The organism is Nocardia callitridis, assembly GCF_039543305.1.
GTDB lineage: Bacteria > Actinomycetota > Actinomycetes > Mycobacteriales > Mycobacteriaceae > Nocardia > Nocardia callitridis.
The window spans coordinates 1,637,287-1,650,204 of sequence record NZ_BAABJM010000001.1; the positions used below are offsets into that span (position 1 = coordinate 1,637,287).

At 67.0% G+C, this 12,918-nt stretch carries 11 protein-coding genes and 1 tRNA gene; 7 read left to right on the forward strand and 5 right to left on the reverse strand.

What is annotated here, in order from left to right:
* Window positions 1-194: 194 nt before the first annotated feature.
* On the reverse strand, window positions 195-812 hold the full coding sequence (locus ABEA50_RS06925) for a bacterial proteasome activator family protein (RefSeq protein ID WP_345494199.1): 618 nt from the start codon (window positions 810-812) through the stop codon (window positions 195-197).
* Between the two features lie 250 nt (window positions 813-1,062).
* Here ABEA50_RS06925 and ABEA50_RS06930 point away from each other — a divergent pair, with 250 nt between their 5' ends.
* Window positions 1,063-2,265 (forward strand): cysteine desulfurase-like protein, encoded by a 1,203-nt coding sequence (locus tag ABEA50_RS06930; RefSeq protein WP_345494200.1) that lies wholly within the window; start codon window positions 1,063-1,065, stop codon window positions 2,263-2,265.
* Window positions 2,266-2,282: 17 nt separating this feature from the next.
* On the opposite strand, the gene ABEA50_RS06935 is transcribed toward ABEA50_RS06930, so the two are convergent.
* Window positions 2,283-3,281, reverse strand: coding sequence for an NAD(P)H-quinone oxidoreductase (locus ABEA50_RS06935; protein WP_345494201.1), 999 nt, complete (start codon window positions 3,279-3,281; stop codon window positions 2,283-2,285).
* 41 nt (window positions 3,282-3,322) lie between these two features.
* Window positions 3,323-6,616, reverse strand: a complete 3,294-nt coding sequence (locus ABEA50_RS06940; protein WP_425577542.1) for an arabinosyltransferase domain-containing protein — start codon at window positions 6,614-6,616, stop codon at window positions 3,323-3,325.
* Window positions 6,617-6,861: 245 nt separating this feature from the next.
* On the opposite strand from ABEA50_RS06940, the gene ABEA50_RS06945 reads away from it, so the two are divergent.
* The 4 genes from ABEA50_RS06945 to ABEA50_RS06960 all read left to right on the forward strand — a co-directional run bounded on the left by ABEA50_RS06945 (window position 6,862) and on the right by ABEA50_RS06960 (window position 8,232).
* A complete protein-coding gene (locus ABEA50_RS06945; RefSeq protein ID WP_425577572.1) occupies window positions 6,862-7,272 on the forward strand; it encodes a MarR family winged helix-turn-helix transcriptional regulator in 411 nt (136 codons plus the stop codon).
* 33 nt (window positions 7,273-7,305) lie between these two features.
* Window positions 7,306-7,390, forward strand: a tRNA-Ser gene (locus ABEA50_RS06950).
* Window positions 7,391-7,426: 36 nt separating this feature from the next.
* Window positions 7,427-7,726, forward strand: coding sequence for a hypothetical protein (locus tag ABEA50_RS06955; RefSeq protein ID WP_345494203.1), 300 nt, complete (start codon window positions 7,427-7,429; stop codon window positions 7,724-7,726).
* Between the two features lie 308 nt (window positions 7,727-8,034).
* A complete protein-coding gene (locus tag ABEA50_RS06960) occupies window positions 8,035-8,232 on the forward strand; it encodes a hypothetical protein (protein ID WP_345494204.1) in 198 nt (65 codons plus the stop codon).
* A gap of 52 nt (window positions 8,233-8,284) precedes the next feature.
* Here ABEA50_RS06960 and ABEA50_RS06965 read toward each other — a convergent pair whose 3' ends face one another.
* Both ABEA50_RS06965 and ABEA50_RS06970 read right to left on the reverse strand, forming a co-directional pair.
* On the reverse strand, window positions 8,285-9,730 hold the full coding sequence (locus ABEA50_RS06965; RefSeq protein WP_345494205.1) for an aldehyde dehydrogenase: 1,446 nt from the start codon (window positions 9,728-9,730) through the stop codon (window positions 8,285-8,287).
* A 542-nt stretch (window positions 9,731-10,272) separates the two neighbouring features.
* The gene (locus tag ABEA50_RS06970; RefSeq protein ID WP_425577573.1) at window positions 10,273-11,055 is read right to left on the reverse strand and encodes a class I SAM-dependent methyltransferase; all 783 of its coding nucleotides are present in this window, start codon (window positions 11,053-11,055) and stop codon (window positions 10,273-10,275) included.
* Window positions 11,056-11,195: 140 nt separating this feature from the next.
* Here ABEA50_RS06970 and ABEA50_RS06975 point away from each other — a divergent pair, with 140 nt between their 5' ends.
* Window positions 11,196-12,368, forward strand: coding sequence for a glycosyltransferase family 4 protein (locus ABEA50_RS06975; protein WP_345494207.1), 1,173 nt, complete (start codon window positions 11,196-11,198; stop codon window positions 12,366-12,368).
* Window positions 12,369-12,458: 90 nt separating this feature from the next.
* Entirely contained in the window at window positions 12,459-12,758 is a 300-nt protein-coding gene (locus ABEA50_RS06980) for an AAA family ATPase (protein WP_345494208.1), read from the forward strand.
* The last annotated feature ends 160 nt before the right edge of the window (window positions 12,759-12,918 follow it).

A 12,918-nucleotide genomic window follows, 5' to 3' on the forward strand; every position in this document is an offset into this window, starting at 1 on the left:
GAAGGATCATCGGGATGCACTGAGCTCTCTTCAGGACGCTCCGCACTCGTGTCGGTTACCGAGTCGGGGCGAGCGGCAGCGGCGGGCACGGTGCACGACACTACCCTTGCGGATTCCCCAGGATTCGCCTGGTGCGTGCCGTACCGATCGTGCGAACAGGCAGGGACGAGCACGGGTCAATCGTTGACGCGTCCTCAGAGATACTGCCCCGAACCGCCGGTGACGTGGTCGGTACGGCCCTCACGAGGATCGACGGCGTGCAGCCCCGGCGGCAACGCTCCTTGACGCATCTGCTCCAGTTGCGCGCGTGCGGCCATCTGCTGGGCGAACAGCGCGGTCTGAATACCGTGGAACAACCCCTCCAGCCAGCCGACCAGCTGGGCCTGCGCGATCCGCAGTTCCGCGTCCGATGGCGCGGTGTCCTCGCTGAACGGCAAGGTCAGGCGTTCGAGTTCCTCGCGAAGCTCGGGTGCGAGGCCCTGCTCGAGCTCGCGCACCGACGACTTGTGGATCTCCTTGAGGCGATTGCGGCTCGCCTCGTCGAGCGGAGCGGCGCGCACCTCCTCCAACAGCTGCTTGATCATGGTGCCGATGCGCATCACCTTGGCGGGCTGCTCGACCATGTCGGCCAGCGATTCCCCGGAATCGTCGTGGTCGGCGTCGTCGTCGGTGCCCTCGGCGGTCGCGTGCTCGTCGGTCACCACCTGTCCGGCGAACGGTGTCGATGACCCGGCCTCCGCGGGAATGACCAACGGGCGACCATCGGGCCCGACAACGACGATGTGGTCCGGTGCCTCATCCGAATGCGTCATGTTCCCCATCATCTCGCGTCGCCGACGAACGCGCTAAGTGGGTGGTCGCACCGGCCCCGGTGCCATGGCACGTCGCACGGTGCCGGTCGGTGCGAAGGCCGTACACCGGCGTTCTATATTCTGTTCGCATCGTGGTTCGGATTTGTGGAAAGTCGGTCACCATGCTGAGTACCTGGTCACTGTGCGCCCGCCGGTATGCGGAGGGGAACGCGGTTACACGGGCTCGTGCGCTGCCCTTAGAGTGGCCAGCATGACTTACGACGTCGCGAGGGTTCGGGGCCTGATACCGTCCCTCGGCGACGGCTGGATTCATCTCGACCCGCAGAGCGGAATGTTGGTGCCGGACTCGGTATCTCGCGCGGTGTCGACAGCTTTCCGTACTTCCTCTTTTTCGCACGTCGGACGCAACGGTGCCGCCGTGCGCAGCGCCGCCATCCTGGACGCGGCCCGCGAGGCGGTGGCCGATCTGGTCGGCGGTGACCCCGCGGGTGTCGTGTTGGGGCCCGATCGCGCGGTCCTGCTGGCGTGGTTGGCCGAATCGTTGAGTTCTCGCCTCGGCCTCGGCACCGGCATCGTGCTGTCCCGGCTCGACGACGAAGCCAATGTGGCGCCGTGGTTGCGCATCGCCAACCGGCACGGCGCGCACGTGCGCTGGGCCGAGGTGGAGATCGAGACCTGCGAGATGCCTTCGTGGCAGTTCGAGGAGTTGATCGGCCCCACGGCCAGGCTCGTCGCGTTGACCGCGGCCTCGCCGATCGTCGGTTCCGCGCCCGGCGTGCGGGTCGCGGCCGATCGGGTGCACGAGGTCGGCGGACTGTTGGTGGCCGATGCCTTCGGTGCCTCGCCGTACGCGCTGATCGACATCGATGACCTCAACGCCGACGTGGTCGCGCTGAGCGGCCCGGCATGGGGTGGTCCGCAGATCGGTGCGCTGGTCTTCCGCGATCCGGCCTTCCTCGATCGCATTCCCTCGATGTCACTGAACCCGTACGCGAAGGGTGCCGAACGGCTCGAGGTCGGCGGGCATCAGTACGCGCTGCTGGCCGGGCTCACCACCTCGATCGACTTCCTCGCCGGACTCGATGACCGCGCCCAGGGCACCAGGCGTGAGCGGCTGGAATTGTCGATCACGTCGTTGCAGGACTACCACGATCAGCTCTTCGAGCACCTGATGGAGGTGCTCGGCAAGGTGCCCAACCTCACCGTGATCGGCCGGGCCTCCACCCGCATCCCCACCGTGAGTTTCACCGTGGCGGGGATGCAGGCGGAGAAGGTGGCCGCCAAGCTGGCCGACAATCGGATCGGCACGGTCAGCGGTGTGCACGGCGGTAGCAGGTTGCTGGACGCGCTCGGCGTCAACGACGAAGGCGGCGCCGTGACCATCGGGTTGGCGCCCTACACGACGAAATTCGAGATCGATCAGCTCGGTAGGGCACTCACCGCGTTGGATTAAGGCGCGATAGCCTCCTTTCAGCCGACGGTCAGCAGGATTTTCCCGAAGCTCGTGCCTGAGTCGAGCAGACGATGCGCCTCGGCCGCCTCGCTGATCGGGATCTCCGTCCCGATCACCGGCGCGACGGTGCCGTCGGCGACCAATGGCCACAGGTGGTGCTGGACTTCGGCGACGATCGCGGCCTTGCTCTCGATGCCGGTCGCGGGCCTGCCGCGCAGATTGGTCGCGTGAATCGTTCCCCATTTACGCAGCAACGCATTGAGATTCAACTCCCCGCTGACGCCGCCCTGCATGCCGATCACCACCAGTTGCCCGTGTGCGGCCAGCGCCTCGACATTGCGGTTCAGGTACTTGGCGCCGATATTGTCGAGGATGATGTCCGCACCGGGACCGCCTGCGCCGGAACGTTGTTCGCGCAGCACCGCGACGAAATCGTCGTCGTGATAGTTGATCAACACCTGCGCGCCGAGTTCCGCGCACCGGGTCAGCTTGTCCGCCGAACCCGCCGTCACAGCGACCCGGGCGCCGAGCGCGCGCACCACCTGGATGGCGTGCGTGCCGATTCCGCCGCTGCCGCCGTGCAGCAGCACCAACTGTCCGGGCTGTAGACCCGCGGTGAGGACCAGGTTGGACCACACCGTCGTCGCGACCTCGGGTAGTCCGGCCGCCGCGGCGAGGTCCAGTTCCGCTGGCACCGCGAGCAATTGGCCCTCGGGGACGACGACCCGTTCGGCGTATCCGCCACCGGACAGCAGTGCGCACACCCGGTCGCCGACCTGCCAGTCGCGCACACCGTCACCGAGTTCGGCGATCACGCCGGAGCACTCCAACCCGATCACCTCGCTGGCACCCTCGGGCGGCGGATAGAACCCTTGCCGCTGCATCACATCGGCGCGGTTCACCCCCGCCGCCACGACCTCGATCAGTACCTCACCGTGGCCGGGCGACGGGTCGGGCGCCTCGGCCCACTCCAGCACCTCGGGCCCGCCGAATCCGTTCAAAGTAATCGCGCGCATTGTGTCGATTCTGCCTTGCGTGCGAGCGGACGCGCAGCGTTCTAGTACCTGGTGTTGATGTGTCCCGTCGTCCAGAAGCCCGAACGCTGCTTCTGCTCGATGTCGACCTCGGCCTGCTCGGTATTCGGATCCAGCGGCGCGAACTGCTCGATCGAACCCCAGTCCCGATCCCAGTCGTTGTTCAGGTACGCGGGCAGGGTGTGCGAGGTGAACAGCAATTGGGTCCAGCCGAGCGGGCCGCCGCCGTCGTGGCCCTGCCACAGGTTGGTGATGGTGGCACCGTTGCGGTCGGGCAGCACACGGTATTTCGGCAACTCGGCCACACCGGCGCGGGCCGACATGAGGTTCTGGCAGGGGAAGTTCAGGCCGACGGCCCAGTCCAGCAGCACCGGCGTCTTCGAGCCGACCAGCTCGTTGAGCGTTTGCGTCTGCGGCACCCGAGGCGGGGTCACCGCCAGCCACTGGTCGGGGTTGGCGTCCCTGTCGGCGGCGACGACGCGCACCACGTCGGCGTCGGCGGGCAGCTGGTCCAGCGGCACCCGCACATTGCGCCACGACGGCGAGGGACCGATATCGATCGGGTCCGCGCTGCCCATCGACTCGACCTGTCCGTCGGGCCCGGCTTTGCCGTACTCCACGTGCAGGTCCTGGCCGGGGTGCACGGTGCCGTCGACGGTCACCGAACGAACCCGCCCGGCGACGGCGAGCGAGATGATCTCGCCTCGGCTACCGTTCTCGGCCTCCGGCAAGTGATACCACTCGCTGGTCAGGTCGGCGGGCGATTGCTCGCCGTAGCTGCCGAGCACCGGGGTGCTCGCGGGGTCGAGGCCGAACGGCAGTGGCACATCGCTGCCGTTGACGCCGGTACCCAGCGACGTTCCGGTGCCTGATCCCGCCGATTTCGCGGCATCACCGGGCGCGGTGGGATCGCTGGAGACGGAATTGGCGCGGCCCGTGGTGGATTCGATCTCGTCCGAGGCAAGATCCATCGCCACCCCGTTGGGCACGAACCCCACGGGGTTCGCCCCACCGAGCGCGGTCGCGACATCGCCATTCAGTGGGCGCAGCATCGAGGCGTTCGGGTCGGCTTCGACCAACACGTCGTCGGCCAAGCCGCAGCCACCGGCCACCGTGGCCGCGACATTCGACTTACCGATCGAATACGACGGGTACTGCGCGGCCGTGGATTTGACGAACGACAGCACCTCGAACAGCACCATCGCGGCCGCGACGACGGCGAGCACCGGCACCCGCGCGACCCGGTTCGAGACCGAATGCGGCTGCTTCTCCGCACCCGGCCTGATGTGGAACCACGCGGCCGCCGCGAGGGCGAGCACCACAAGACCCGACGCGAAGGTCGAGAGTCCGAAGCCCGCGATCGTCGGTGGCTTGTCCCACCACGGGATGCCCCAACTGGAGACGTACCAGTAGCCGTTGGTGCCGACGAACGACAAGGCGAGCGCGAAGAAGATCGCGGCGGCGAACAGCGCGCGGTTGCGCAACACCCACATGACCTTCGGCCCGACCGCGATCGCGGTGAGCGCCGCGACCGATCCGGCGAGCCCGGCGTACACGCCGAAGTGGTGGGTCCACTTGGTCGGGGTGAACATCATCAAGGCCATCGCGCCGAGGGTGATGCCGACGATGCGCAGCGCGGGACCGGCCGCGGTGCCGGGGATCTTGCCGCCGCGCCGCAACATGGTCAGCAGGCACACCGCGAGGCCGATCACCATCACGAAGACGCCGAAACGTCGGGTCAGCCAGCCGTCGGAATTGATTTGCAGCAGATACTGATAGCGCAGGTACTCGGAGAACCAGGGTTCACCTGGCCCGATCAGTCCGTGCACGTGGTACATCTCGAGCACCGAGGCCAGCGTCTGGTCGGCGAAGACCGCGGTGAGTACCGCGACCCCGGCGGCGAGCAGCGGCAGCAGCAGTGCGACGAAGCCGACGGTGCGTGCGCGGCGCACGATCACCTGGGTGAGCCCACGCGCGCCCGCGATGAGCGCACCGCAGCAGATCAGCCCCGATGGGCCGACGGTCAAGGTGACGGCGGCGATGATCAACGCGATGGCGGCGGGCAGCAGTCGCCGCGTGGCGATCGCGCGTTCCACCGAAACCCAGGTGAGCAGCACGCCGAGCGCTTCCATCGGCTCGGGGCGCAGACCGTTGTTGTAGGGCAACCAGAACGCGAGGAAAACCAGCGCCGCGGTCCACACGACCACCTTGTTGCGTCGGGCCGCCGACCCGAGTCGCGGGATCACCTCGCGACTGATCACCCACCAGATCAGCAGTGCGGCCGCCAGTGCGGGCAGGCGGACCCACGGGCTCGCGGTACTCACCTTCGCCATCCAGGAGATGAGGTCGTAATAGGGTGTGCCGAAGGGGGATTCGGGGACCCCGAACCAGCGGAAGAAGTTCGCCGTGTACCCGGAGCTGTGTGCGGCGCGTGCCATGCCGAGTTGGTAGCCGTCGTCGGAGGTGTTGGCGCCGATGAAGTGCCAGAGCACGAGCGTTACCGCGACGACGCCGTCCACTGGGCGCAGTCGCCACCAGCGGGCGGGCAGGAAGCGACGGATCACCCTGCCGTCGGTGCTGTCGAGGCGGTGCAGTGCCACCAGGCTGGCGAGGGTGGCGAGCAGGCAGATGATGATCGCCGCGAATTTCAGCAGGGTCGGGGTGGAGGAGAAGCGGGAGTCCACGGTGAGGTCGGCGTGCAAGCCCTGCGGTGCGGCGCCGGTGAGGTCGGTGAAGAGCCCGACCACCTGTGGGCGGTTGTCGCCGGGCAGGTCCGCGTTCGCGGTGGGCAGGCCGGTGGCGGTGACGGTGGTGTGGTCGCCGGTCAGAGTTATTGCCAACGCGCATGATTGGCCGCGCACGGTGGCGAGCGGGGTCGACCACAGCAGGTTGTTGCGCGAGACCACGTCGACGCGGCCTTCGCGCTCAGCGGTGTCGGCGACGACCTTGACGACGAATCCGTAGCGTTCGACGTCGGCCGACCGGGTCGGGATGGTCGACACCGCGATGCCTCCGGTGTCGGCGAGGGTGTCGAAGGCCGTGCACGGTAGGTCGACCGAAAGGTCGGTCGGGGCGTAGGAGACCAGCGGGGAGGTCACCGACGTCAGTGTCGGTGCCTGCGGCCAGGAGAGGCTGGCCTGGTCCTGGCGCACCGGCAGGAACGGGATCGATACCGCGGTCACGATCGCCAGGGCGGCCGCGATGATCGCCAGCAGTTTCCACGGACCGGCGGTCGAGGCGGAACGGTCCTCTGCCTGGTCGGGTGGGTCTGTCGGCGGCTGAGTCGCGGTTCGCACTGCGTCGTTACTGACGGTCACGAAGGCGGATGCTACCGCGCGTTCGATGCATCAGATCCCTCGTGTCTCGCATGCACAGCCTTTTCTAATCCGGGTCGCCGCGACCGTGGCGACGTGTGCTGTTGTCACCTGTGGTGGACGGCGGGTGCGAGGTTTGCGCAGTTCGAGGCGCATAGAATGGCGGCGTGCATCCCGAACCGAGCAGTGGCGGCGCCACCGAACCGCGGTGGCTGAACGCGGCGCAACAGCGAGCGTGGCGGGCTTACATGGACGGTCACCTGCGGTTGAACACCGCGCTGAACCGTCAGTTGCAGCGTGACAGCGACCTCAGCCTCGCCGAATACCGCATCCTGGTCTTGCTTTCCGAGGCGCAGGGGCACGCACTGCGGATGAGCGAACTAGCCGACGGCGTGCTGTCCTCGCGCAGTCGGCTCACCCACCAGATTCGTCGGCTGGAAGCCCAGCACATGGTCCGCCGTAACAGCTGCTTGGAGGACGGCCGAGGCGTCATGGCCGAGCTGACCGAAGAGGGCCTGCGCCGCCTACGTTCCGCGGCCCCCGGCCACGTCGAAGCCGTCCACCGCGCCTTCGTCGACCTGCTGACCCCCACCGAACTGGAAGTGCTCTCTACCGCCTTCGACCGCATCGACAAACAGGTCGCGGGACAGGACATCTGAGGCCCGGCCCCTTCGGCTACCATCGTGGGCACTGGAGACGTGGCAGAGCGGCCGAATGCACTCGCCTTGAAAGCGAGCGTCGTGAGAGCGACCGGGGGTTCAAATCCCTCCGTCTCCGCAACTGCAAGCCCAGTTCATGCGCGGTGTGATGACCATGACCACTCCTGCCGCCGGGCCGAACGTGAAGCGCCACATCGTCTTTCCTTCGGTCCCTGTCCGACCCGGAGACGGCACAGCTCGAACTCGCTTGGTGCGGGCGCAAGGCGGTCAGCTCAACGACCTGTTCGGTCCCGAGTTCGCCGCGCGCCACGGTGCGGCACTTCGAGACCGGCTCGCGCTCGCCTACACCGGCCGAACCTACGCGGAACACAACCCCGACGCGGCGGCGCGATACGGCGACGTGCCGATGACCGTCGTCCGTGTTCGGCCGGACGCGGTGGTCGGGAGACAGTGATCTTCGCGGCTGATGCGTGATTCGAAACCGCCACGCGGGCAAGGGAACAGGAAATTTTCCGTAGCGCAGCCAGGTGGCGGGAAGATCACGGGGGTTTCGCGCGGGATGGCGCAGGGTAGCCACGGATTGTGTGAAAGTTTGATCACACTTGGCTTATGCTTGATGTGTTCTCATCTCGTGAACCACTCGGCGCGATACCCGACCATCGGCCGATCGACTGCACTGCTTCCCTAACGCCACCGCAGACCTCGCGAATCCCGATCGTTCGCGGCTAGCGGTGGGTTCGACGCGCGAGAGGTGGTTGGAGCATGACCGATCTGGAAGAGCCCACGGCAGCGAGTACGCCGTTACGCCGTGCCGCGGCACGGTTGCGTGCGATATTGCCGCCGGGCTGGCGCGTCGAGATCGTCGACGCACCGAATCCCGTGCCCTCGGAGCAACAGCGACTTTCCGGCAGCGAATCCTTGCGTGACCGCGCGGCTGTGCTGCGCGTGGTGATGCCATGAGCGAGAGGGCACGGCGTGATCCGCCGTGCCCTCGCTAGGTTGTGGCCGCGGGTTATTCGGTCCAGCCGAGCGGCATGAGCAGTGATTTCTGCTCGCAGAACGCGTCGAGTCCTTCCGGCCCGTTCTCCCTGCCGACACCGGAATTCTTGTAACCACCGAACGGTGAGCCGGGGTCGAAGGCGTACCAATTGATCGCGTAGGTGCCGGTGCGTACGCGCGCGGCGATCGCGGCGCCGCGCTCGACATCGGCGGTCCACACCGACCCGGCGAGGCCGTATTCGGAGTCGTTGGCGATGGCGATGGCCTCGTCCTCGGTGTCGTAGGGGATCACCGAGAGTACGGGTCCGAAGATCTCCTCGCGCGCGATGGTCATCTTGTTGTCCACGTCGGCGAAGATGGTCGGTTCGAGGTACCAGCCGCGCTCGAGGCCCTCGGGTCGTCCGCCGCCGAGAACCAGGCGCGCGCCCTCGGCTTTGCCTTTCGCGATGTAGCTTTCGACGCGGTCACGCTGTTGCTCGGAGATCAGCGGGCCCAGTTGCGTTGCGGGGTCGTCGGGTTCGCCGACCTTCATCGTCTTGACGTGTTCGACCAGCGCGTCGACGATCTCGTCGTAACGTTCGCGCGGTGCGAGGATGCGGGTCTGCGCGACGCACCCCTGGCCACTGTTCATCAGACCGGAGAACGCGAGCATCGGGATTCCCGCCGCGATATCCATGTCCGGCAACAAGATCGCCGCGGATTTGCCGCCCAGTTCGAGGGAGACGCTCTTGAGCTGTCCGGTGGCGATCGCGCCGATCTTCTTGCCGACGGCGGTGCTCCCGGTGAAACTGACCTTGTCGACGTCCGGGTGCGAGACGAGATACTCCGACACCTCGGGTCCGGCGGGCAGTACCGAAAGCACCCCTTCGGGCAGTCCCGCCTCGGTACAGATGTCGGCGAGCAGATTGGCCGACAGCGGGGTGAGCGGCGCGGGCTTGAGCACGATCGAGCAACCCGCTAGCAATGCGGGGGCGAGCTTGTTCACGGCCAGGAACAGCGGCACGTTCCACGCGGTCACCGCGGCGACAACGCCGAGCGGTTCGCGCGAGACGCGGGTGGTACCGAATCCGCCGGTCCTGGTCTCCTGCCACGGGAAGGTTTCGGCCAGGCCCGCGTAACTGTCGAGCGCGGCGACCGAGGGTAGCTGGTTCAGTGTCATCGTCGCGGTCTGCGGTCCGCCGGTTTCGGCCGACAGCGTGGCGACGAGGTCGGCGGAGCGTTCCTCGATCAGCCGCGCGATTCTGGTGAGGACTTCGGCTCGTTCCCTGGGTGGGGTCGACGGCCATGGACCATGATCGAAGGCCGACCGCGCGGCGGCGATCGCGGCGTCGACGTCGGCCTTGTCCACGACGGGGACGCTGCCGACCGTTTCGAGGGTGGCGGGTGAGATGACCTGAACGCGCTCTGAGGTGGCAGGGGCGCTCCAGCGTCCGCCGATGAACAAGCTGTCGTAGTGCATAGGAACACGTTACAGTTTTTGCGCTTTCTTGTCTGTAACATGTTTCAGTTTTGCGGATCGGCGATAGCGTTGGCGGCGTGAATTCCGACTTGTCGGTTCGGTTTTCGATAGAACGCACTATTGCGTTTGGTTGCTGGACGGGGGATGCTGTATCCACTGATAGCTACTGATCAGCTCTGCTCGATTCCGAACCGACCGCGCATTGGGGAGACCGAGTCATGGCGGTGCAAGTGATCGGCCTGTCGTTGATGACCAGCGACCAGACCGAGCATCAAGCAAAGAGTGTGGGTAGTGGCGGCTGGGTGGTTTCTTTCCTACCCGGTCGAACATTGACGATCGAGCAAGCGACAGCGGCACTGCAGGCGGCCGAAGCCGCGGCTGCTGTACGGATGCTGTCGGGCCAAGTCGGCCTCACAGCGATGGAAACCGTTGGCCTCGCTATTCAAGAGTCACCCTGGGGCGAGGCCCTGTCGGGACCCAGCGGTAGACGCGGGTGGCTGCGAGGTCGACTGGAACGCGGCGCCGTGCCGAGTTGACCCCGGTCAGCTAACGGCTTTGGTAGCTACGACCACCAGGTTGCTCACCAGCAATTCCCGCAGCAACGGCACGCGGACCAGCCACCACGCCCAGCGCGGGTGGTAGCGCGGAAACACCGTGCGCACCTGTGCCGAGGTGGTCGTAGCCCAGCGCAATCCGTCGCGCGCACGCACCGCGAACAGTGATTCACCGAAGCGATTCTTCGGTTCGTGGCCGTGCGTGCGGCGGTACCGGCGCGCCGCGAATTCGCCGCCGAGGTAATGCCACGGCCCGGTCTCGTGTCCGCCGAAGGGGCCGAACCACAGCGTGTAGGACAGCACGATGAGCCCGCCCGGCTTGGTCACCCGCACCATTTCCTCGGCCATCAGCCACGGGTCGCGCACGTGTTCGGCGACATTGGACGAGAAACAGATGTCCACCGCGTCGTCACGAAACGGCAGTGCCATGCCCGAACCCCGCACCGTGCCCACGGTCGAGAGACCAGCGGCGTGCATTTCCGACGGATCGGGTTCGACGGGGATGTAGCGCGCGCCGGTCTTGGCGAACTCGTCCGCGAAATAGCCTGGGCCACCGCCGACGTCGAGAACCGTGGTGTCGGCGAGTGTGGCGCCGGTGAGGTCGGCGTAGAAGTCGGCGATCATGGCGGCGCTGTCGGACGCTATCTCGCCGTAGAAGAGCGCGGGGTCGGATTGTTCGAAACGAAAACTGCCCAGCAGGCGCAGCGATCGTCGCAGTGTCGCCCGGCGCGCGAACCGGGCTGTGCCGTTGTCGGACGCGGTTTCGGCTATGAGCACGGCGCCGAGTTTCGCACAACCGCGCGCGGGCGCGCTGCGCAGCGCTGGCGCGGATGTGCGTGGGCGAGCGGATCGATCACTATTAGGGTAGAACGCGACGTCCCACCTACCCCCTCACCGAGAGAAGCTCCATCGTGCGCGAAGTCCTCCTGCTCTGCTGGCGTGACACCGGGCACCCACAGGGCGGCGGCAGCGAGCGGTACCTGGAACGAGTCGGCACCCAGCTCGCGGCCCGCGGCGTCAAGGTCACGCTGCGTACCGCCCGCTATCGCGGCGCGCCGAGACGTGAGCATGTCGACGGGATCGATATCAGCCGCGGCGGTGGTCGCTACACGGTGTACCCGCGCGCGCTCGCCGCGATCGCCTTGGGCAGGCTCGGGCTGGGCGCATTGCGTGATGTGCGGCCCGACGCGGTGATCGACACCCAGAACGGCATCCCGTTCTTCGCGGCCGCGGTGGCCGAGGCGCCTTCGGTGGTCCTGGTGCACCACGGGCACCGCGAACAGTGGCCGGTGGCGGGTCGGGTGATCGGCAGGATCGGCTGGTGGATCGAGTCGTGGCTGTCGCCACGCGTGCACCGCGGCAATCAATATCTGACGGTTTCGCTGCCTTCGGCCGAGGAACTCACCGGTCTCGGCGTGGACGCTGCCCGCGTCGCCGTCGTGCGCAACGGTGCCGAACCTGTTCCAGTGCAAGCACGGAGGGCACCCGAAGCGCGCGAGCGCGAGGTGCCGAGGATCGTGGTGCTGTCGCGACTGGTGCCGCACAAGCAAATCGAGGACGCGCTCTCGGTGGCCGCTCGGCTGCGCACCCGCATCCCCGACCTACGCCTCGATGTGATCGGCGACGGCTGGTGGGCCGACAATCTCCGGCAATACGCCGAGGAACTCACCATCGCCGACGCGGTCACCTTCCACGGCCACGTCGACGAAACCCGGAAGCACGAACTGCTTTCCGGCGCGTGGGTGCATGTGCTGCCCTCCAGGAAAGAGGGATGGGGCCTCGCGGTGATCGAAGCCGCGCAGCACGGCGTACCGACCGTCGGCTACCGCAGCTCGCGCGGTCTCACCGATTCCATCGTCGACGGCGTCACCGGCGCACTCGTCGACGACGTCCCCCAATTGGCCGCTGCCGTAGGCGATCTCCTCGACGACCGCGCCGCACGCACAGTCATGGGTGAGAAGGCCCGCGCCCGCGCCCGCGAATTCTCCTGGGAGCAAACCGGAAACGGTGTCTACGAGGTACTCGCCGCGGCGGCACGCGGCGAACATGTCTCGGGGTTGATCGCAGCACGTCCCGCCGAGTGATCTTGCGGCGCGAACTCGCTCGAGAGCACGTCACCGACTCGGCAAGAGCCGCCAAGATCCTTGAAACGCCATCTTCGGCATCGCCATTCGATGGCTGAATTCCTTGTGCTGGTCAACGGGCTCCCTGGCTCGGGCAAGTCGACCTTGGGCCGGTCGCTGGCGCGGACTTCGGCGGAGCAGTTCCTGTCGAAGGACACCGCCAAAGAGGCCATCGCCGCTTGCGTCGACGATGGTGACCGGCTCGGTCTCGGTGGAATCGCGATGGACTCCGTGTGGGTCATGGCGGGGCTGCCTCGGGTGCCGTCGTCATCGATTCGTGGTGGTTCGAGCCGCGCGACCTGTATTTCGCTCGGACCGGAATCCAAACGGCGAAGGCGCTTCGCGCCGTAGAGATCTGGTGCGATGTTCCCGCCGAGCTAGCGAGGAAGCGTTACGCCGCCAGAAACCGCCCGGCTTTCTACGAGGATGAGCAACGACTCGCCAACGACTGGGACACTTGGGCGGCGCACGCCACACCGCTCGGACTCACAGCGATCCTCGTCGTCGATAC

Bases quoted from the DNA above. Each gene is read 5' to 3' on its own strand.
- ABEA50_RS06935 (WP_345494201.1), bottom strand. From the start codon at position 3,281: ATGCGCGCGATTACTTTGAACGGATTCGGCGGGCCCGAGGTGCTGGAG.
- ABEA50_RS06980 (WP_345494208.1), top strand. From the start codon at position 12,459: ATGGCTGAATTCCTTGTGCTGGTCAACGGGCTCCCTGGCTCGGGCAAG.
- ABEA50_RS06965 (WP_345494205.1), bottom strand. From the start codon at position 9,730: ATGCACTACGACAGCTTGTTCATCGGCGGACGCTGGAGCGCCCCTGCC.
- ABEA50_RS06945 (WP_425577572.1), top strand. From the start codon at position 6,862: ATGGACGGTCACCTGCGGTTGAACACCGCGCTGAACCGTCAGTTGCAG.
- ABEA50_RS06930 (WP_345494200.1), top strand. From the start codon at position 1,063: ATGACTTACGACGTCGCGAGGGTTCGGGGCCTGATACCGTCCCTCGGC.
- ABEA50_RS06955 (WP_345494203.1), top strand. From the start codon at position 7,427: ATGACCACTCCTGCCGCCGGGCCGAACGTGAAGCGCCACATCGTCTTT.
- ABEA50_RS06960 (WP_345494204.1), top strand. From the start codon at position 8,035: ATGACCGATCTGGAAGAGCCCACGGCAGCGAGTACGCCGTTACGCCGT.
- ABEA50_RS06925 (WP_345494199.1), bottom strand. From the start codon at position 812: ATGACGCATTCGGATGAGGCACCGGACCACATCGTCGTTGTCGGGCCC.